This is a genomic window from Pseudomonas sp. Pseusp9 (genome assembly GCF_059491265.1).
In genome coordinates this window covers 2,587,899-2,610,017 of record NZ_CP168500.1, presented here as the reverse complement: position 1 = coordinate 2,610,017, position 22,119 = coordinate 2,587,899, and the positions used below count along the sequence as shown (strand labels likewise).

The window sequence follows — 22,119 nt, the reverse complement described above, 5'->3', positions numbered from 1 at the left end:
TCGTCATGGTCTTACCGAGTAGTCCAAATGTCCGATCGCAGCGTTCGCCTTCAAGCTCTCAAGCACGCCCTCAAAGAGCGCATCCTGATTCTCGATGGCGGTATGGGCACGATGATCCAGAGCTACAAACTCGAAGAGCAGGATTACCGTGGCAAACGCTTCGCTGACTGGCCGAGCGATGTCAAAGGCAACAACGACTTGCTGGTGCTGACTCGCCCGGACGTGATTGGCGGCATTGAAAAAGCCTACCTGGACGCCGGCGCCGACATTCTCGAAACCAACACCTTCAACGCCACCCGGATTTCCATGGCCGATTACGGCATGGAAGAACTGGCCTACGAGTTGAACGTAGAAGGCGCGCGCCTGGCGCGCAAGGTCGCCGATGCGAAAACCCACGAGAACCCGGACAAGCCGCGTTTCGTTGCCGGCGTGCTCGGCCCGACCAGCCGCACCTGCTCATTGTCCCCGGACGTGAACAACCCCGGCTACCGCAACGTGACCTTCGATGAGCTGGTGGAAAACTACACCGAATCCACCAAGGGCCTGATCGAAGGCGGCGCCGACCTGATCCTGATCGAAACCATTTTCGACACCCTGAACGCCAAGGCGGCGATCTTCGCCGTACAAGGCGTGTTCGAAGAACTGGGCGTCGAACTGCCGATCATGATTTCCGGCACCATTACCGACGCCTCGGGCCGTACTCTGTCGGGCCAGACCACCGAAGCGTTCTGGAACTCCGTGGCCCACGCCAAGCCGATTTCTGTCGGCCTGAACTGCGCCCTTGGCGCCCGTGAGTTGCGCCCGTACCTCGAAGAGCTGTCGAACAAGGCAGGCACCCACGTTTCCGCGCACCCCAACGCCGGCCTGCCGAACGAATTCGGCGAGTACGACGAGTTGCCATCGGAAACTGCCAAGGTCATCGAGGAATTCGCCCAAAGCGGCTTCCTCAACATCGTCGGCGGCTGCTGCGGCACCACGCCGGGCCACATCGAAGCCATCGCCAAGGCCGTGGCCGGTTATGCGCCACGCGAGATTCCGGACATTCCCAAGGCTTGCCGCCTCTCGGGCCTGGAACCCTTCACCATCGATCGCAGCTCGCTGTTCGTCAACGTCGGCGAGCGCACCAACATCACCGGCTCGGCCAAATTCGCCCGTCTGATCCGCGAAGACAACTACACCGAAGCCCTGGAAGTCGCCCTGCAGCAGGTCGAGGCCGGCGCCCAGGTGATCGACATCAACATGGACGAAGGGATGCTCGATTCGAAGAAGGCCATGGTGACCTTCCTCAATCTGATTGCCGGCGAACCGGACATCTCCCGCGTACCGATCATGATCGACTCCTCCAAATGGGAAGTGATCGAAGCCGGCCTCAAGTGCATCCAGGGCAAGGGCATCGTCAACTCGATCAGCATGAAAGAAGGCGTCGAGCAGTTCATTCACCACGCCAAGCTGTGCAAGCGCTACGGCGCCGCGGTGGTGGTGATGGCCTTCGACGAAGCCGGCCAGGCCGACACCGAAGCGCGCAAGAAGGAAATCTGCAAACGCTCCTATGACATTCTGGTCAACGAAGTGGACTTCCCGCCGGAAGACATCATCTTCGACCCGAACATCTTCGCCGTGGCCACCGGTATCGAAGAGCACAACAACTACGCCGTCGATTTCATCAACGCCTGTGCCTACATCCGTGACGAGCTGCCGTATGCGCTGACCTCCGGTGGCGTGTCCAACGTGTCGTTCTCGTTCCGCGGCAACAACCCGGTGCGCGAGGCCATCCACTCGGTGTTCCTGCTGTACGCGATCCGCGCCGGGCTGACCATGGGCATCGTCAACGCCGGCCAGCTGGAGATCTACGACCAGATCCCGGTGGAATTGCGCGACGCCGTCGAAGACGTGATCCTCAACCGCACTCCGGAAGGCACCGACGCCCTCCTCGCCATCGCCGACAAGTACAAGGGCGACGGCAGCGTCAAGGAAGCCGAGACCGAAGAGTGGCGCAACTGGGACGTCAACAAGCGTCTGGAACATGCGCTGGTCAAAGGCATCACCACCCACATCGTCGAGGACACCGAAGAATCGCGCCTGTCCTTCAACCGCCCGATCGAAGTGATCGAAGGCCCGTTGATGGCCGGCATGAACATCGTCGGCGACCTGTTCGGTGCCGGTAAAATGTTTCTGCCGCAGGTGGTCAAGTCCGCCCGCGTGATGAAGCAGGCCGTGGCCCACCTGATCCCGTTCATCGAACTGGAAAAGGGCGACAAGCCGGAGGCCAAGGGCAAGATCCTGATGGCCACCGTAAAAGGCGACGTGCACGACATCGGCAAGAACATCGTTGGCGTGGTGCTGGGCTGCAACGGTTATGACATCGTCGACCTCGGCGTGATGGTGCCGGCGGAGAAAATCCTCCAGGTGGCCAGGGAACAGAAGTGCGACATCATCGGCCTGTCCGGCCTGATCACTCCGTCGCTGGACGAGATGGTCCATGTCGCCCGCGAAATGCAGCGTCAGGACTTCCACCTGCCGTTGATGATCGGTGGCGCCACCACCTCCAAGGCGCACACGGCGGTGAAGATCGAACCGAAGTACAGCAACGATGCGGTGATCTACGTCACCGACGCCTCCCGTGCCGTGGGCGTGGCGACGCAGTTGCTGTCCAAGGAGCTCAAGGCCGGTTTCGTCGAGAAAACCCGCCAGGATTACATCGAGGTTCGCGAGCGCACCTCCAACCGCAGCGCCCGCACCGAACGCCTGAGCTATGGCGCGGCCATCGCCAAGAAGCCGCAATTCGACTGGGCCTCCTACACGCCGGTCAAACCGACGTTCACCGGCTCGCGGGTGCTGGACAACATCGACCTCGACGTCCTGGCCGAGTACATCGACTGGACGCCGTTTTTCATCTCCTGGGACCTGGCCGGCAAGTTCCCGCGCATCCTCCAGGACGAAGTGGTGGGTGAAGCCGCTACCTCGCTGTACAACGATGCAAGGGAAATGCTGCGTAAATTGATCGATGAAAAGCTGATCAGCGCTCGCGCGGTGTTCGGCTTCTGGCCAGCCAACCAGGTGCATGACGACGACATCGAACTCTATGGCGATGACGGCAAGCCAATGGCCAAGCTGCATCACTTGCGCCAGCAGATCATCAAGACCGACGGCAAGCCGAACTTCTCCCTGGCCGACTTCGTCGCGCCCAAAGACAGTGAAGTGACCGACTACGTGGGTGGTTTCATCACCACCGCCGGCATCGGCGCCGAAGAAGTGGCCAAGGCTTACCAGGACGCTGGCGACGACTACAACTCGATCATGGTCAAGGCGCTGGCCGACCGCCTGGCCGAGGCGTGCGCCGAGTGGCTGCACCAGCAAGTGCGTAAAGAACACTGGGGCTATGCCAAGGATGAAGTGCTGGATAACGAAGCGCTGATCAAGGAGCAATACACCGGCATCCGTCCGGCACCGGGTTACCCGGCCTGCCCGGACCACACCGAGAAGGCCCAGTTGTTTGCCCTGCTCGATCCAGAGGCCCAGGAAATGCGCGCAGGCCGCAGCGGTGTATTCCTCACCGAACACTACGCCATGTTCCCGGCGGCGGCAGTCAGCGGCTGGTACTTCGCTCACCCGCAGGCGCAATACTTTGCCGTGGGCAAGATCGACAAGGACCAGGTGCAGAGCTACACCTCGCGTAAAGGCCAGGAGTTGAGCGTGACCGAACGCTGGCTGGCGCCGAACCTGGGTTACGACAACTGAGAACCTGAAAAGAAAAAACCCGGCGCCGGGAAGACGGGCGCCGGGGGTTACCAACCGTGATGCTTCAGACCCGTGGCAGATCCCTCGATGTGCCCGGCTGTCCTGCCCCGCTGGCAGACTGACCCATTTCTTCGACTTCCTTGCGAGACAGCTCGATCATCTTGCCGTTGCGTGCAGCTGCAAGTTCGAATAACTGATTCATCAATGCCGCTTCGTCGGCGTCAACCACCTCCTCGGAATCGTCCGCCTCGTCCAGTTGCCTGAACGCTTGCGGGTATTTTTCCTTGAGGTAGTCCACCCAGTAATCGCGCTGGATGAGGTCTTCGAAAAAACCATCACTCTGTTCGGCATTGCTGACTTGTATACGCGCATCAGCCAGTTGTTGGGGCGTTACACCCGAGGCATACGTCATGTGCCTGGGCTGACCGGGCAACTCAAGACCGTCACCCCAACCGCCAGTCAAACCGATTCGATAGCCCAGGCGCACTTCTGCCTGATCCTCCCCCGAAGCCGCCGCTGCTTTCGTGGCGAGGTCGTCAACCTTGTCCAGGCGGAACAACTGCCTGGACAACCGCAACAAAGCCGGCCCCTTCAAGGCCAGACGCCCGGCTGGAATATCCAGCAAGGCATTGTGGGTGAACACTTTGCCCTCCAGGCCACTGAAGGTCAGGATTCGTCCATCGACACAGGTGCCGTGGGTAGTGGAGCTGGCGAACAGGACTTCGCGCAGCTCGCTGTTGCTGGCGGCGGCCTCCAGCACCGTCCACACCCGTCGGGTCAGGTCCGCCTTGGCCACCCTGAACTCCTGCGTGTCCTGCAATCGCGAAAGCAGATGGAAGAACGCAGCATTGTCCGGTTCCGCGACGAGCTGGTTCCAGATTTGCGCTTTCTTGCCCGATTCCTCAGGGGACGCATCAGCCAGCCACGGTGCTTGTTGTGCAGAATCAAGCCCCGTATCGGAGAGGTCTTCATCAGATTCGATACTCTCGCTCTCGCTTTCGCCGTTGCCACTGGATTCAGCGATCATCTCGTCAAGTTCGGAGCGCGAGATCCCCAGCACAGTGTCGCGCTGGCCGGCTTCGCGGTAATGGCGCAGCAGCTCAAGACTCTCAGGCGACAGGTTGTAGTTGTCACTCAGGTCGGTACCGGCCATCAACGCATCATGACTGCCATCCAGGGCCTCTGGCGGAATCGATATGACGTCGTTACGACTCAGGTTCAAGGTCCTGAGATGGCGGGCTTCCAGCACACCCTCCGGGAAGGCCGCCAGATCGTTGCGACGCAAATCGAGTGTCTCGAGTCGCTGAAAATGACTGACATCGAAAGTCTCCAGACCATTGAAACCCAAGTCCAGCCATTGCAAACGCTCCAGGCGGCCCAGCGAGGTGTAAAGGTGCCCGGTGTCGTTCAACCGGTTAGTGGAGAGTTCCAGGCGTTCAAGCTGATTCATGGACTGGATCGGTTCAGGCACGTGCTCCAGTTCATTGCCGTTAAGCTCCAGCGTTTTCACGTTTGCAAAGGCGCTGAAGAAACCATTGGAGCCTTGTGCGGTAAGCCTTGCACCGGTCAGGTTCAAGGTATCCACATGGGCAAATACTGCCGGCAGCTCAGGGAGATCACCCAATTGCAGACCATTGAGATCCAGCTTTGAGCCTGTCACTGCACCCGTGTCGGTCAGCCCTTCGCGCCAGCACTCCATGATTCGCAAGGCGGCCAACCGGCGGGTTTCGGGTGACACTATCCAACCTGCGCCGTGTGACTCCCGCGTGAACAGCCATCCATTCAACCGGCGCGTCAGTGCCTCGAAAGGCTGGTCCCATCCGTCAAACCGCTCGCTGATTTGCACGTCGGTTGCCCCGTTCTCGCGCATCTGTTCGATCACTCGCAAGGCATCGTCCTCGCCGAGAGTCGGTTTCAGTCGTTGCAGGCGCCCGGCAAAATGCACGCTGCCCTCGCCCACCGGGACTGGCGGCAGAGGCAACAAATGATGGCTGATCGAATAGCTGCTCTCCTTCGGCGGGAAAGTCGACGGCGCTTGTTCCTGGGCGAATCGCTCCAGTGAACCGGCCGCCAGCCCATTGGCAGATTCGATCCTTTGCCGGGCGCCTTTCAGAGCCGTCACGGCTTGCGGGTTCAACGGCGTGCCGGTCAAATCGGTTTTGAGCAGCACCTCATCCGGCAGTGTTGCCGGCAGCGAGGAAATCCTGCTGTCACGCATATCCATCCAGATCAGCTGCGGCAGATCCTGTGCCCCAACGGGCCACTCATGCAGCTGCGTCGCTCGCAGGTTCAGGGCCTTGAGCGAAGTCATTGCACCCACGTCCAGTGAGTTCAGCGGGTTGCCGCTCAAGTCCAGGGATTCCATAGCCCCCATACCCGCAAACACTTGCTGAACTGCCGGGCCGACGACTATCCGGTTGTCGGAGAGATCCAGACGGGTCAACTTCGCAAGGTCCTCTGCTGCAACCGGCACATCGGTCAAACCATTGCCACGGAGGTCGAGACTTTCAAGTTCGGAGAATCCTCTGACAAAGCCTCGAAACTGTTCAGCGGGCACGCGCGCCGCCCTCAAATACAATGTCTGCACATGGGGGAATGCACCCGCGGGCAAGTCCGGAAGCTCACTGATGTCCGGATTCGACAACTCAAGCACCGAGGCATCGACATTCGAGCCGTAGCGCTTGAGCACGCCGTTTCGCCAGCAGGACCTGATAGACGCTGCCGTCCACGAGCGCCCCACAAACTCTTTCACATCCAGTTGCGCACGGTTGCTCCAGTCATTCAATTGCCGCTCCAGTGCATTGAATTCCTCACTTATGGCGTCAACTGCCTTGAACCTTGGCTCTGCCCCCTGCCAATGCTCGAGAAAACTGTTGAACACCGCCCCGGAAGAATCGTTCCCTCTCGCCACATCCAAACGAATAAGCTCACCCTTGCAGTAGTCGCTGACCATTTCCTCCTGATCAACCAGATGTTCCGGGTGATTCCTGACGTACTCGTACGCCGGCTTGAAGTTTTCGCGCGGGAACAGCGACCAGTCCAGCGACAACCCGGACCAGAGCTTTTCATGCCCCTCGAAGATGCCGTCGGGCAGCCCGCTGATGTTTGTACCTTTGAGGTTCAGGCGTTCAAGGCGAGGCAGATCAAGAACACCGGGCGGCCATTGGTACAAGGACGGTGTAACGACCTCCAGTTTGCGCAGATTGCGCATCTGGCTGACATCCAGGTTCATCGGCGCGCCCCCCGAAGAATGAATACTCAGTTCCTCAAGCTTCGTCAGGGAACTCAATCCCGCTGTCGTATCCACTGCAACGGGAATGGACGAGTACAGGCTCAGCGCAGTGAGTTCGCGCATCCCGCTCAACGCTTGCGGCACCTTGGTGAACTCACTGCCTGTCGCATTTATCCGCAGCTTTTTCAGCCCGGGAAAACTCGTCAGCAACGCATCGACATTGGCGTCAGTGATACACCGCCCCCGAACATTCAATTCTCGCACGTGTGAAAAGTCCGCAGTCATCGAGGGAAGCGGATCATCGCAGACCAACTCCAGTGAATTTGAATGGGGGAGCTCTTCGGCCAACGGGGAGTCGCGCCAGCATTGCCTGATGTTGCGCGCGACTGAGGTCTTGCCCCCCAGCATGGACTGCAAAACAGTTTCCGCCGAGGGTTCACCAACCCATTCATCGAGCGTGGCCTGAAGTTCGTCCCACTCACGCATACGCGTCTGCAACAGGTCATAAATCTGTGCATCGGTTTTTCCTGCCCGCAACTGCTTCAGGATAAAACCGTTGGCTTGCTGATCGGTGAGCCCCGGGTAAAGGTCCTGTACGCGAGTCACCAGAGAAGGGTTGACGCCTTGTCCGCGCCCGCTGGCGTAGTACCCCACGGTTCGTTCTGTCACACGTGCGGGTGGCTTGATCCTTCTGTTGCTGCCGACACGCGTCTGTAGCCCATGCGTCAACTCCACCCGATGTTTGCCGGCAGAATCGATAATCGCCTTCTGCAGCTCGGCGCTCTGCCATACATGTGGAACGCCCAATGCCTGGCGGGATTCATCCGGCAAGGCGTGCGCGATTGAATCGAAAAAGCTGGCGCCTGGACCGGGCACACGGTTGAGTGCTGTTCCCCGTTCATCAAACGCTTGAAAGGCCGGCCCCTGCTTCACCATATACCTGCGTGTCGCGGCAGTCTCGCTGCCAATACCATCGATCAGCAGCCCTCCAATGTGGCCGTCGCGGATTTCCAGGCGCACATCGCCGGACCAGCCCGGCAGTTTTTCCAGTGCCCGCAATGCGAGCCACTGGCTGTCAGCCGACGCCATATTCTCCGTATGCAGAGCGGCGAAAGCCTGGCTTGTACGCCCTTCCCGCGCATACCAACGGCCCTCCTCCAGCATTCTCAATGGAATTCGTCGAGTGGAGTTCAGGCGCACGAGCTCCTCTGCGCTGGCATCCAGCAGAACTCTTTTTGCAGCAGATTCACTGAGGCCAGGACAAGCGCGCTGTAACCGACTGATGGATTGTCGGTGACCTGCCTGCTCGATAACCGGCGTCCCCCCGGGATCGGCTTTGAACAGCCGCAGGGCATCAAGCAATTCAGGGGGCGGAGGCAGGTGATCCATGTGCATCTTGCGCAAGGCGTTGTCGTTGACGCCACTGACATCGGCAATCTTGAGCAGTTGCTCGTCGCTGACCCCATCAGTGATATGGCCCATGCGCCGCAACAGGGTCAGTCGGTCCCACCCAAGCGGACGCTCTAGCGTATGGCGCCAGGCGCCATGCCCGTTGTGTTCGAGAATGGGTTGCCAGGCCTGCTCGTCCGTCGGATGGTTGATTCGCCATTTTTTCAGCGACTCATCGTAGGTTGTCTCGTAGTGCTTGCCGTTCTGCCGCACGTAAGTCTTGCCATCGGCCTGGTACTGTCCCGGCACGTCGGGAGTAGCGTCGAGTCCCAGCGCGACATCGCTCTCATAGCCACGAAGGTCTGGCTTCCACAATCGTGTATCGCCATTGGCCCGCTGGATCTGCTCCATGCCCTCAATCAAGGGTTCGGGCTTCACTGCCGCCAGTTTGCCGACGCCTTTGCCCACCCCAGCCATCACTGCGATCAGTGCCAGGTTTTCCGCCACATCGATCAGATGCCCCTTCGCCGCGTTGCGATCGCCCTCACTCCACTCGATGACCCCTTCGAAGGACTCGTACAGCAGTTGCCCGGCCATCACTGTGAGCATGACCTCGCCGAGGACCGGTACGAACATCGACACCAGGTTCAACCCCAACATGCCGATTTCCAGCAGATGATTGAGCTTCTCGGCGCGTACTTTTGCATCGACATCCGCAGTAGGGACCGCATGGCTACGCGCATCGGCAATGACCTTCGCGCGACTTTGCTCATAGAGATATGTCCAGAGGTCGGTATTGGCAACCCAGATACCGGCAGACCCGTTGGGAAGGGCACCGAATGGATTGAGATAGGGATCTTCCACTGGTTCCCGCTTGCCCTGGCGCTCGGGGGGCAGCTCTTTGATATGCACAACGGTGGAAATCGGCGGAATGTATTGAATGGCTTTTACCCAGATGGAGCGCAGCGGGTCAGATGGCGAGTCCCCGGTGTTGCGGGTGAACTGACTGAAGTAATAAGGCCGGTCGGCGTAGGCCACGAACTGGCTGAAAAAACGCTGGTGCGCCGTCGGTGTGGCGCCATCTGCCGATGATGTCCCCCGGGCAGTGAACTGCCGCTTGAATTCTTCTTGCATCTGCGAATACGTGTAGCGCTTGAGTGGATGCTCCGGATCGTGAGGAACGTAGACAATGAAATCATTGGTATAACGATATTTTTCACAGATGCTGAACACAACGCAGCCAGTCATCCGGCGCTTCATCAAACTCAGGTCGCGAAACCAGACTTGCCTGCCGCCAAGCCACGGATGGATTTCGCCACCAATCACCGCCAGGATCATTGTGTAGTCTTGCGGTTCAATATCCTGTTTCAGCAAGGCCAGCTCAGCGGCTGCCCTCATCGCCGTTTTTTGGCTGGCAATGAATTGCTCACGAAGTGTCGTTTCCATCCGCGCCTGCGCAGGGTGGAAAAAACCGTTCATATAGGCTTGATACTGCGCGCCGATATCCAGCGTGCGACAAAGTGACAAAAACTGCCTGACCGTCATGTTGACACTGACAACTTCGAACGTAGCGGGCGTCGATGTTTCTACGACAAACCCGGAGCTGCGGTGAAATGCGCCGTCCTCACACTCGGATTCTTCGAAGTTATGCAGCGCAGCCTGCAACAACGTCAGCTTCATGACCTCGAACGTCGAGACTTCGATTTCAAAGTCGCCAATTTCCAGGGGTCGCCGCAGGCACACCATTGTTTTGCCGACGTCGACCTCAACACCGAACTGATCTTTCAGAGCTTTGGCGAGTATCGGTGCAGCGAAGGTATCGATGTCCTGCAACAACGACATCGTCTTGTCCAATCGGGTCTGCGCGGTGAAGCTCGCGTTGAAGCTCTCCGTCAATACCTGCTGTCGATACGCGGAGGCCTGTTGATACCAGTCCGGCAGGCGCCCATGGGTGTTTTTCATGGAAGCGCGCCTTTGCGGCGTGGCGTCAACCAACCAGTCGGGAGCCATCAGTTCAAGCAGTCGGTGGTGAACACTGCTTTTTCCTGGAACAGGATTTTTATTGTTCAGGGTTTGGGTGGGAGTATTCGTCTCGGTGGGCGAAGTCGGGGATTGGCTGGACATAGTGTCTCTCCTGACAAATGGAGCGACATGACAGCATTCCCGATGGCCACGGCTGCGGTAGATAGTTATTGCAGTTGTGAGGATTGGTTACCCGTTGCTTCGACAGCCGGCTGCTCACCCCCTGCACGAAGCGCGGGATTGGCTATGCTCTGAGGAGCTATATTCACGCGAGGGATTTATGGACGATCCGGCCGACAACAAGCCGCCGACCTTCTGGCAAATGCTGCACAGCGTCATGGCAGCGGCATTCGGGGTGCAGAGCGGGAAGAACCGGGCCCGTGATTTCACTCACGGCAAACCGAGTCATTTCGTGATTCTGGGGATTGGCTTCACGGTGGTATTTGCGTTGACGCTGTTCGGCATCGTCAAGCTGGTGCTGTTTCTGGCCGGGGTTTGAGGCGACTCAGTGCATCAGGGTTTGCAGGGTGAACGGGTAACGCCAGGACGCGGGACGTCCCTTGGCCGAGAGTTTGTGGAAATCCACGCCGAAGTCCTGCGCGGCGGCGCCCATCGCCAGCAATCGCCTGGCCTGCGTCCGATCGATCAGTTGCAACAATGGAATCTGTCGGTCACGGCCGCCGTACTGGCTGATGTCCACGCCTTCATCGTAGTCATGCAATTGCACCAGCGCCCAGCCACCCAGGGTGAAGTGCCCGCCCAGCAACACACTCAGGCGACCGTCCAGCAGAGCCTGCAGCGCCACGGGTGAATTGTTGATCGCGCCGAACAACACGCCTTTGCCTGGCATACCCCCTGCCTCGACATATGCCTGCATCGCGCCGAACGCCATTTCGTCGTTCGCGGCCCAGACCAGCGACGCCTGCGGGTAGCGCTTGAACAACAACCTGGCCTGCTCGCAGGCACGTTGCCGGGTCCAGCCGCCGTATACCAACTGCCGTAAACGCACCTCGGGGTGCTCGGCCAAGGCGCGCCGCATGCCTTTCTCGCGAAACTGCGCGGACGGGGTGATTTTCAAACCGGAAAAAGCCAGCAAATCGATGGTCTGGCCGGGAGCGACGGGGCCGTGCTGTCGGATCAGCTCCTTGAGCATCAGGTAGCCGCCCTCCTCGTCATTGGGCACCAGACTGCCGAGCAAGTCGGGATACCTGTCAGGTCGTGCGCCGACGAGCTTCATCTGATCCGGGGTCAGGGCGTTGTTGACCATGAACAGCTTCACACCGCTGCCTTTGGCCAGCCGCAGGATTTCGGGGGCGATGTACTGCTCGTTGACGAAGACCAGGTAGTCGGGACGCTGGTAGCCCTGAAGGGCTTCACGAGCCTGGTGGATGGTGTTTTCGGAGACCCGGTCGGAATACTGGATGCGCAAGTCCATCCCCAGATCGGTCGCCGCGGCCTGCATGAACTGCGAGTAACTCAGCCAGAAAGCTTCCGTGGGGGTTCCCGGGTTCAGGAACAGCACTGACGCCGCCTGGGCACAGGGTCCCACGACCATACCCAGCGTCAGTAATACGCCACAGAGAAACTTCAACATTGGTCGTCCGAGCCCCCGGAAATTCGCCGCGCATTATAGCCAGCGAACGTCCGTAAAACGGCGACATATCCGTTTTTTGTCGGACAATCGTCGGAACCGGGCCCGGACGGGGTCGTTTACTGATGGCTGACCCAGAAAACCGCCGTCCCCACGACCAGGATGATCAGGAACAAAATTGCCCAGGCATCAACGGTGCTATCGCTTTTCCGTGCTTTGGTTGGGTTGCTCATTGCATCGCCTCTTGTCGGTTTTATCGGTGATTGCAGAAAGACTCGAGCAGAGTAAAGACGACGATTGCCCGCACCACAAACAGGGTCTTTGCAACAACGATTCTCATTAGGCGATTTGGTTCTTTACATATGCTCAAACATCACTTTTACGCATAACTGCAAACTGTTATCTTGCCCCGGCTCCGAAGGGAGTGCGCAGCCGTGCGCGCAGAATTGCAGAGGCTCCATCGGACTCCGGCAAGCACAAAAACGCAGCTGTATCCGAGCGACCCAAGCCTGAGAACAGGACTTATATGTACGTATACGACGAATACGATCAGCGGATCATCGAGGACCGCGTCAAGCAGTTCCGTGATCAGACCCGACGCTATCTGGCAGGCGAGCTGAGCGAAGAAGAATTCCGCCCCCTGCGCCTGCAAAATGGCCTTTATATCCAGCGTTTCGCACCGATGTTGCGAGTCGCCGTGCCTTACGGCCAACTGACTTCGCGGCAAGTGCGAATGATGGCCAGGATTGCCCGCGACTACGACAAGGGCTACGCCCACATCAGTACCCGGCAGAACGTGCAGTTCAACTGGCCGGCCGTGGAAGACATTCCGGACATTCTCGCTGAACTGGCCACCGTGCAGATGCACGCGATCCAGACCAGCGGCAACTGCCTGCGCAACGTCACCACCGACCAGTTTGCCGGCGTCGCCGCCGACGAACTGATCGACCCGCGCCCATGGTGCGAAATCGTGCGCCAGTGGACCACGTTCCACCCGGAATTCGCCTACCTGCCGCGTAAATTCAAGATCGCCGTCAACGGTTCGACCTCCGACCGCGCCGCCATCGAAGTCCACGACATCGGCCTTGAGCCTGTGCACAACGCCGCTGGCGAACTGGGTTTTCGTGTGTTGGTCGGCGGCGGCCTGGGCCGTACGCCGGTGGTGGGGGCATTCATCAATGAATTCCTGCCATGGCAAGACCTGTTGAGCTACCTCGACGCCATCCTGCGGGTCTACAACCGCTACGGCCGTCGCGACAACAAGTACAAGGCGCGGATCAAGATCCTGGTCAAAGCGCTGACGCCTGAAGTCTTCGCGCAGAAAGTCGATGCGGAAATGGAGCACCTGCGCGGTGGCCAGACCACGCTGACCGAAGCCGAAGTACAGCGCGTCGCCAAACACTTCGTCGATCCGGACTACAAGGCGCTGGACAGCCAGACCGCCGCCCTGGCCGAACTCGACCAGCAGCACCCGGGCTTCGCCCGTTGGCGCGTGCGCAACACCCTGGCCCACAAGAAGCCGGGCTATGTGGCCGTGACCTTGTCCCTGAAGCCAACCGGCGTTGCACCGGGCGACATCACCGACAAGCAGCTCGACGCCGTGGCCGACCTGGCCGACCGTTACAGCTTCGGTCAACTGCGCACCTCCCACGAGCAGAACATCATTCTGGCCGACGTCGAGCAGGACAAGCTGTTCGCCATGTGGGGCGAGCTGCGCGAGCAAGGTTTCGCCACGCCGAACATCGGTTTGCTGACCGACATCATCTGCTGCCCGGGTGGTGACTTCTGCTCCCTGGCCAACGCCAAGTCGATCCCGATCGCCGAATCGATCCAGCGCCGTTTCGACGACCTGGACTACCTGTTCGACATCGGCGAACTGGACCTGAACATCTCCGGTTGCATGAACGCCTGTGGTCACCACCACGTCGGCCACATCGGCATTCTCGGGGTGGACAAGAAAGGTGAAGAGTTCTACCAGGTTTCCCTCGGCGGCAGCGCCAGTCGCGACGCCAGCCTGGGCAAGATCCTCGGCCCGTCCTTCGCCCAGGAAGCCATGCCTGACGTGATCGAGAAGCTGATCGACGTGTACATCGAACAACGTACTGAAGACGAGCGTTTCATCGACACCTACCAGCGTATTGGCATCGACCTCTTCAAGGAACGCGTCTATGCAGCGAATAATTAAGAACAACGAGGTCGTCGACGAGACCTGGCACCTGCTGCCCAAGGATTTCAGTATCGACGAGATCACCAACTGCGACGACTACATCGTCCCGTTGCAGTTGTGGCGCGAACACAGCCGTATGCTCCTGGCCCGCGACGGTGGCCTGGGCATCTGGCTGGACGCCGATGAAGAAGCCGAGGAAATCGGCGAAGACGTGGCACAGTTCCAGGTCATCGCCTTGAACTTCCCGGCATTCACCGATGGCCGCAACTACTCCAATGCCCGCCTGCTGCGTGACCGTTATGGTTTCAAGGGCGAATTGCGAGCCATTGGCGACGTGCTGCGTGACCAGTTGTTCTACATGCATCGCTGTGGCTTCGACGCTTTTGCCGTACGCCCCGATAAAGACCCGTATGAAGCCCTGGAAGGTCTCAAGGACTTCTCGGTGACCTATCAGGCCGCCACTGACGAACCGCTGCCGCTGTTCCGTCGCCGCTGATCGTGAAGCCTTGAGCCCTTTGCAGGGCTCAAGGCTCATCGGCTGTTACCGGACACTCTCCGGGATCGGAAACGGCCGACCCAAAGCCACCCAGTCGGTGTAGAGCTTCGCCCGGCTTTCCAGTGCGGTGAACGCCGCAAACGGATTGTCGAACGCACCCGCGGGCAACGGTGCATCCTGATTCAACCGCCCCCACAACTCCTGCGAAGCGTCTGCTTCAGTCAGCAATCGCCATACTCGCGCCTGAAGATCCGGATAATCCACCTGGAAATCTGCGGTAAGTGCCAATGAGCTCACGGTCCCCAGAAATCGCTGGCCACGAGGCCTGAGCGCCAGGCGTTGCCAGACCTGCAACCGGGCGTCCCGCTGTGCCCCATCAATGCCATGCAACCAGGCAGACGGTTGCAAATAGTCGGGACCCGGCGTACTGAGCCAAAGATTGATACCCGTTTGTTCCCGATGCCTGACCAGTTGCTGCAACGTGTCCTCATCGGTCAAGGGGTTGTTCCACAGCAATACTCGATCCCTGGCAATGGCCTGGTTCAGGACCGCCTGTGGTACTCGATGAATCAGGTTATCGCGCAGGTCCAGAGTGGTCAGGTACGGCTGCTCCATGACCCCCACCGGACACGTTGTGATACCTGTATTGTTCAGCTTCAGTATTCGCAGCTCGCTCATTCCCAACACCATCGGGGGGACACCCAACGGGTTCTCGCTCAGGTCCAGCGATTGCAGATTGCCCAACTGACTCAACTGCGCGGCGGTACTCTCCTGGAATGTCAGGTGCGTGGATCGAAGATTCAGAGAAACGAGATGTTGTAGCTGGGGGATTGTCGACGGCAATACACTTTCCATTTGCCCCGCGATATCGATCAATCTCAAGTCAGTGCCTTCCATGTTCAACCTGCGCAAGTCTGGAAAGCACTCCAGAAAACCATTGAGGGTGCCTGGTTCTGTCAGGTGGAAGTTATTCAGGTTCAGCTCCACTACATCGTTGAACCGCACGTTCAATGCCGGCAATCGATGATAGTCCTCGTGGCTCATGTCAATCGTGAAGCCGCCTCGATGATCGCCCGAGTAGTGGCTGTTGCGCTGCGCAGCGCGCTTTTGCCAGATGGCAATCAGCTCTTCCCCCAGCTCGTATCGGGACTCGCCCTCATACGCCATAAAATCTTGCAGCAGCTCAGTGTTGCGCAGTTCGATTTGTGCAGGAGTCAGTCCCTCTGTTCCGGGATCGCCCATTTGCAAAAAAGGCACATCCATGTCTTCGATATCCACCGCCACCTGGTCGAGCCAGCCTTGCAGATCCGCGTACAGTTGCTGCAACTGCAGTCTTGAGCTGTCGATATGCGCCTGGGCCCCGCTACCCAATTGCCGCAGCACCCCGACGGCCTCGTCGTCGGAAAACTCGGGATAGATCTCCTTGAGCTGCATGCGCATCATGGCGTGGGTCAAGGCTCCCTCTCGAAGCGTGTCTGGATAACCTCCCCCCCTGAGACCCAGCGCTTCGAAGGGCAACCCTGAGTCCATTCTGTCGAGGCCCCGGACCAGCTCCGAACGGGACAGCGCGTAATCGCTGACACCAAGCCTCAACCCGGCAACCGGATCTGTCGACGATAGCTGCAAGGCCGTACGCTCATCCTCGGACAGGACGCCGACCACAGCCTCGTGAAACGTCGTGTCGACGAAGGATCGAGTCGGCACGCCGTACGATTGATAACGTTCCCCCACCTTGATCAGGCGTCGACAGTCAGGCGCTTCGAGTGGTCCGCCACGGTCCAGGACCCGACCGCCGGGTGAATCGTCGAGCACTTCGATTCGCAGGTTCCTGGGCCAGCCGGGCAGGTTTTTCAGAGAGTGCATGGCCAATATGTCCGACTCGGGATTGTCTACCGAGCGAAGATACAACCCTTCATAGGCACGATTGAGGCGCACATGCTTCTGATATTGGCGTGCCTTGCTGTCCAGCTGCCTGAACGATCGCCGGGCTTCGACCACATTCAGTTGGGCCTTGAAATCCATACCATGACGATCGAGCATCTGTTCCACGGCAGCTTTGGGCAATCCGGGATATTGTCGCTGGAACAATCGCACCCAGGCATGCTCCGACTGCTGCAGCGCCTGGTAGCGCTGATGGAACAATTCGGTGCGTGCAGCCAATGAATCAGCGAGCCCGGAAACCTCCTGATCGATCCTGAAGCGCTCAATGGTATCGACCAGCAAAGGGGTGGGTGCCCGACCCGCCTGTATCAGGCGCAGCATGTCATCATCGACTGCGCTGACCTTGCCGATCTGTGCCAGCAGCTCATCGCTGAATGAAGCAAATGGCGCGCAGACACCGCGCATCAACTCCAGGCGGGTGGCCACTGTCGCTGGAGCGGGTACAGGCTTGATCGTCACCTCTGGCAAAGGATGAGCGCCCGGTTCACGGGCCGGCTCACCGGGTTCGTGCAGCGTTTCACCCAGTGTCTTGGCACTTGAGCCTTCGCCCTTGAGTGCAGCTCCGGCCCCGGCCAGCGGCAACGCGTTGAGTAATCCGAATACCGTACGGGTGATGCCCTCGGAACGCTGCTCCGGGGTTTTACCGTTGACGGCCTGATCGAGGCCGTAGCCGGCATCGATGATTCCGGCCAATACCAGCAAGCCTTCGCCACCAGGAACAAACAAGGCCAACGGACCGAACTGGTTGATCCAGTGCACCAGCGGTTCAATCACTGCACTGAGGTTGTCACGGTTGACCTGGGCATCGTCACGGATGGTTTTGACGCTGGCCATCGCCGCTTGCCTCATGGTCAATACCAGTTGCGCAAAAGGGTCTGTGCTGGCAGATGAACGTTCGAAACCGATATAGTCCTGCGGGTCCCAAAAGCCGTCGTTGTTGAAAAACCCGGCAGTCTTTTTCAGCCGGTGCTCATCCGGATAGAGCACCATGCCCTCCAGCGCAGTCAGCACACCCGCATGGAAGGTCCCATCGTCACGGTCGTCTTCGGCAAAATGGCTGGCCAGGGCCTGTTGCGTGTCGCGATTCCTGCCTTGGGCCACGACCCAGTCGCGCATGTGCCGGATGTCGGTGAACTCATGCAAGGGCGAGGAGTTGGCCGGGACATACAGCAGCACTCGGGCGCTGCTGCGTTGGCGATAAAACCAGATGTCGGTCGAGGTATAGCGGTAGATCGTCAGGCGTCCCGTTTCGATCTGCGTACCAACGCGGGTTGGCGCTTGCAGTTGGGCGATGGCCAATGCTTCCCAGGTCTGGTCAACCGGCAGTCCTGCCGCCTGCATCGCCAATGCCAGGCCGGCCTGGCTCAGGCTGCCTTCCTGATGTTGCAGACAAGCGCTCATGACAAACGCCGCCTTGACCGATGTCCTCAACGCGTAAGGCTCGGCCCGCACGATCCGCTCAGCGGAGGGCCAGGCTTGATCGAGATAGGCCTGATAGCGGGACTGCAGTTCCAGCTCCCAAACCCACTTCTTGAAATCGGCCGGCCTGAGGGCAATTTGAGTCGAAGGACCGTAGGTCTGTGGTGTCGTACTCCGATAGATCCCCTCATAGTCGTGGTAGTAATCCACGGCTTTCGCCGCCGCATCATCGGCCGGACCTACAACATGAATCTCAGGCCCGATGTCCGGAGGTGTATACAGACCGAACGCTGTTTCGCCGAAACGGCCGTCAGCCACAGTTTGATAATTCGACAGTAATGCCTGTACCAGGGTGCGTGAGTTGTTTACCCGCCCCTGATGGATCGCGTTCCGCCCGACACTTGCGTCGCTGTCATAGTCGAGCGTTACCAACAGGGCTGAGGCTGGGTCAATACCCTGCCCCCATTTTTCCCGGATCAGTTGTGCGCCGTATTGCTCCGGGGTTTGCGGCAGCGCCGTCGCTACCGCCGTTTTCAATTCATCGCGCATGGGTGCAAGGGCTGGATGCGGCGGCGCGGCGCGAACGTATAGAGAGTCATTCATGTGCATTCCGTTGCGAAAATTGGAGGAATTGCAACATAGCCGGAGGCTGCGCGATGGGCAGCAGGAATGAGCCGTCAGCGTGCCGGGGAAATGTCGCTGAAACACGAAGGATAACGAGCGCAGCCAAGAACAGCAGGCAAAAAAAACCGCAGCAAACGCTGCGGCTTCATTCTTGTCGATTTTTACCAGAAGCGTTGCTGGGTCAAACGGCTCCACCAATTCAGCAATAGGCGGTCGACCGAACCGCTGGCGGCCATGCCAATGCGCTCCGGCAGGCTTTTGCGTTCGGCGTAATGCAAGTGATAGAGCTCGGACTTGCTGGCACGCTCCGAGAGATATTCATCGCTGGTCTTGAGTTCGTCGACCAGGTGTTTGTCCAGCGCCGCAACGCCGAGCCAGATTTCCCCGGTGGCCACTTCATCGATCGCCAGTTGCGGGCGATAGCGTGACACGAAGTTCTTGAACAGTTGATGGGTGATGTCCAGGTCCTGCTGGAACTTCTCCCGCCCCTTCTCGGTGTTTTCGCCAAACACGGTCAGGGTGCGTTTGTACTCACCGGCGGTCAGCACTTCGAAGTCGATGTCGTGCTTTTTCAGCAAGCGATTGACGTTGGGCAACTGCGCCACCACGCCAATCGAGCCGAGGATCGCGAACGGTGCACTGATGATCTTCTGGCCGATGCACGCCATCATGTAGCCGCCGCTGGCCGCGACCTTGTCGATGCACACGGTCAAGGGCACGCCGGCTTCGCGGATACGCGCCAGTTGCGAGGAAGCCAGGCCGTAGCTGTGAACCATGCCGCCGCCGCTTTCCAGGCGCAGCACCACTTCGTCCTTCGGCGTGGCGAGGGTCAGCAAGGCGGTGATTTCGTGGCGCAGGCTTTCGGTGGCCGAAGCCTTGATATCGCCGTTGAAATCCAGCACGAACACCCGGGGTTTGGCCTCGGTTTTTTTCTTCTGTTTCTTGTCGGTCTTAGCCTGGGTCTTGCGCAGGGCCTTGAGCTGGTCCTTGTCGAGCAAGGTTTGCTCCAGGCGTTCGCGCAGCCCTTTGTAGAAATCATTGAGCTTGCTGACCTGCAACTGGCCGGACGACTTGCGCCGCCCTTTGCTGCGCAAGGCTGCAAAACTGGCCAGGACCACCAGAATGGCGATCACCAGGGTCACGGTCTTGGCCAGAAAAATGGCGTACTCGGAAAAAAACTCCACAGGGACTCCTCAAGCGATGCGCGGCTCAAATTCGCGCGGGATGCCTCCAGCATACCCATGCGCCGGCCTTGCGACCAGTCGCACAACTTCTGGCAACAGGCCTGTAACGGGCATTTCAAACAAGCGTATGTTTTTTCATTGACAGCTCACCGCCATCCTCATAACCTCGCCAAACCTTCAACGTACCGGGATGACGCGGACGTGGGCAGCATCTATTTGATTCGACATGGCCAGGCCTCCTTTGGTGCAGACGACTACGACGTCTTGTCGCCGACCGGCATTCGTCAGGCTGAAATCCTTGGTCGGCACCTGGCCGAACTCGGGATCAGCTTCGACCGCTGCCTGGCGGGGGACTTGCGCCGCCAGCAGCACACGGCCAACAGCGCGCTGGAACAGTTCGCCGCGGTGGGCCTGCCCGTGCCGCTCCTGGAAACCGACGCCGCCTTCAACGAATTCGACGCCGATGCGGTGATCCGCGCGTTGTTGCCGGCCATGCTGCCGGATGAACCCGAAGCGTTGCACATCTTGCGAAACGCCGCGCAAAACCGCGGTGAGTTCCAGCGTATCTTCGCCCTGATCATCGAGCGCTGGCTCGCCGGCACCTACGACACACCGGGCCTGGAAAGCTGGCTGGGGTTTGTCGAGCGCGTACAGGCCGGCTTGCACCGCATCCTCGACCAGGCCGACAACACCCAGAAAATCGCCGTGTTCACGTCCGGCGGCACCATCACCGCCCTGCTCCACCTGATTACGCAAATGCCTGCCCGGCAGGCCTTTGAATTGAACTGGCAAATCGTCAACACCTCGCTCAACCAACTCAAGTTTCGTGGTCGCGAGGTGGCCCTGGCTTCCTTCAACAGTCATGCGCACCTGCAACTGTTGAAGGCCCCGGAACTCATCACGTTTCGCTGAGTCCGGACTATTGTGACCCTGGCTGTAATCAACCAGCTCTTAATACCCAAGAAAGGATCGAACCATGACCTCCGTAGCTGATGCCGTACAAGCAATGAAAGCCAAGTTCAACCCAGCCGCTGCTGCCGGTCTGGACCTGGTCTTCGGTTTCCGCATCGACGACACCAAGAACTTCTCGCTGATCGTCAAGGACAGCACCTGCGAACTGCAGGAAGGCGAGAACCCGGACGCCCAGGTGACCCTGGTGATGGACGGCGAAACCCTGGAAGGCATCGTCGACGGTTCGACCGACGGCATGCAAGCGTTCATGGGCGGCAAACTGCGCGCTGAAGGCGACATGATGCTGGCCATGAAACTGTCCGAGCTGTTCCCGTCCTAAGCACCCGGTTCCCGATCTTCGGGAACGTGCAAGGCCGCAAACGAATCCCGCCCCTCGTGGCGGGATTCGTCGTTTTTGCCCTTCGAAAATCGGGGTACCGATTGCCGGCCCCCACTCCTACAATACGAACACTTTCCACACCGGCCGCCCCATGGACATCGACCTCGCCCGTACCTTCCTCGAAATCGTCCGCCATGGCAGCCTGGCCGCGGCTGCCGAGAAGCTCCATGTCACCCAGACCGCGATCACCGCGCGGGTGCAAAAACTCGAGAGCCAACTGGGCAGCACCCTGTTCGTGCGCAACCGCGCCGGAGCCCGACTGACGCCTAACGGTGAAGCCTTCGTGGTGTACGCCAATCAACTGGTGCAAACCTGGGAAGCCGCACGGCGTGATTTGCCGTTGCCCGAGGGTTATCGCGATGTGCTGCATATCGGTGGCGAGGTCAGCCTGTGCAACCCGCTGATGCTCGGTTGGGCCGGTGAAATCCGCGAAAAGATCCCCAGTCACGCCTTGCGCATGGAAATCCGTGATGGTGAAAACCTGCTGCGCCAACTGGAATTGGGCGTACTGGATGCCGCACTGGTGTATCAGCCCGAGTATTGGCCGCGTTTGCAGGTCGAGCAGATTCTTGAAGAAAAACTCATCCTCGTGCGTTCAGCCGAACGACCCGAGCCTTACGTGTACATCGATTGGGGCGCGGGCTTTCGCCGCCAGCATGACGCCGCCCTGCCGGAAAAAGCCAAGGCTGCACTGACCTTCAACCTTGGTCCGTTGGGCTTGCAGTACATTCTCGAAAACGGCGGTAGCGGCTATTTCCGCACCCGCGTGGTACAGCGCTACCTGGAAAGCGGTGTGCTGGAACTGGTGCCCAAGGCTCCGGAATTCAGTTATCCGACCTACCTGGTCTATTCCCGCGACCGCGACTCGCCAACCCTGCAACACGCCTTCGACCTGCTGCGCGAGGTCATCGATTCCGACGAAGACTGGTCACAGCGCTGGGACCCACTGACCTGACAACGGTTTG

At 59.3% G+C, this 22,119-nt stretch carries 11 protein-coding genes; 7 read left to right on the top strand and 4 right to left on the bottom strand.

Annotated features, from left to right (window positions below):
- Positions 1–27 precede the first annotated feature (27 nt).
- On the top strand, positions 28–3,738 hold the full coding sequence (gene metH, locus ACEN8E_RS11775; RefSeq protein ID WP_495592754.1) for a methionine synthase: 3,711 nt from the start codon (positions 28–30) through the stop codon (positions 3,736–3,738).
- Positions 3,739–3,802: 64 nt separating this feature from the next.
- On the opposite strand, the gene ACEN8E_RS11770 is transcribed toward metH, so the two are convergent.
- Positions 3,803–10,483 carry an NEL-type E3 ubiquitin ligase domain-containing protein gene (locus ACEN8E_RS11770; RefSeq protein ID WP_495592753.1) on the bottom strand — a complete coding sequence of 2,227 codons (6,681 nt, stop codon included), beginning with the start codon at positions 10,481–10,483 and terminating at the stop codon, positions 3,803–3,805.
- 178 nt (positions 10,484–10,661) lie between these two features.
- Between ACEN8E_RS11770 and ACEN8E_RS11765 the strand changes: the two genes are divergently transcribed.
- Positions 10,662–10,880: a DUF2970 domain-containing protein gene (locus ACEN8E_RS11765; protein ID WP_429371051.1), complete on the top strand. Its 219-nt coding sequence runs from the start codon at positions 10,662–10,664 to the stop codon at positions 10,878–10,880.
- Between the two features lie 6 nt (positions 10,881–10,886).
- Here the strand turns inward: ACEN8E_RS11765 and ACEN8E_RS11760 are convergent, their stop codons facing one another.
- A complete protein-coding gene (locus tag ACEN8E_RS11760; protein WP_495592752.1) occupies positions 10,887–11,975 on the bottom strand; it encodes an ABC transporter substrate-binding protein in 1,089 nt (362 codons plus the stop codon).
- Positions 11,976–12,498: 523 nt separating this feature from the next.
- Between ACEN8E_RS11760 and ACEN8E_RS11755 the strand changes: the two genes are divergently transcribed.
- Positions 12,499–14,157 carry a nitrite/sulfite reductase gene (locus ACEN8E_RS11755; protein WP_495592751.1) on the top strand — a complete coding sequence of 553 codons (1,659 nt, stop codon included), beginning with the start codon at positions 12,499–12,501 and terminating at the stop codon, positions 14,155–14,157.
- Complete coding sequence (locus ACEN8E_RS11750) at positions 14,141–14,635, top strand: DUF934 domain-containing protein (RefSeq protein ID WP_111283403.1); 495 nt, start codon at positions 14,141–14,143, stop codon at positions 14,633–14,635. Before ACEN8E_RS11755 ends, ACEN8E_RS11750 begins: the two co-directional genes overlap by 17 nt.
- Positions 14,636–14,680: 45 nt before the next feature.
- Here ACEN8E_RS11750 and ACEN8E_RS11745 read toward each other — a convergent pair whose 3' ends face one another.
- Positions 14,681–18,598 carry a dermonecrotic toxin domain-containing protein gene (locus ACEN8E_RS11745; RefSeq protein WP_495592750.1) on the bottom strand — a complete coding sequence of 1,306 codons (3,918 nt, stop codon included), beginning with the start codon at positions 18,596–18,598 and terminating at the stop codon, positions 14,681–14,683.
- A gap of 182 nt (positions 18,599–18,780) precedes the next feature.
- Entirely contained in the window at positions 18,781–19,803 is a 1,023-nt protein-coding gene (sohB, locus tag ACEN8E_RS11740; protein ID WP_495592749.1) for a protease SohB, read from the bottom strand.
- A gap of 201 nt (positions 19,804–20,004) precedes the next feature.
- Here sohB and ACEN8E_RS11735 point away from each other — a divergent pair, with 201 nt between their 5' ends.
- From ACEN8E_RS11735 to ACEN8E_RS11725, 3 genes are all read left to right on the top strand, one after another.
- Positions 20,005–20,715 (top strand): histidine phosphatase family protein, encoded by a 711-nt coding sequence (locus ACEN8E_RS11735; RefSeq protein WP_495592748.1) that lies wholly within the window; start codon positions 20,005–20,007, stop codon positions 20,713–20,715.
- A gap of 64 nt (positions 20,716–20,779) precedes the next feature.
- Entirely contained in the window at positions 20,780–21,094 is a 315-nt protein-coding gene (locus ACEN8E_RS11730; RefSeq protein WP_008015934.1) for an SCP2 sterol-binding domain-containing protein, read from the top strand.
- A gap of 151 nt (positions 21,095–21,245) precedes the next feature.
- A complete protein-coding gene (locus ACEN8E_RS11725) occupies positions 21,246–22,109 on the top strand; it encodes a LysR family transcriptional regulator (protein WP_495592747.1) in 864 nt (287 codons plus the stop codon).
- The last annotated feature ends 10 nt before the right edge of the window (positions 22,110–22,119 follow it).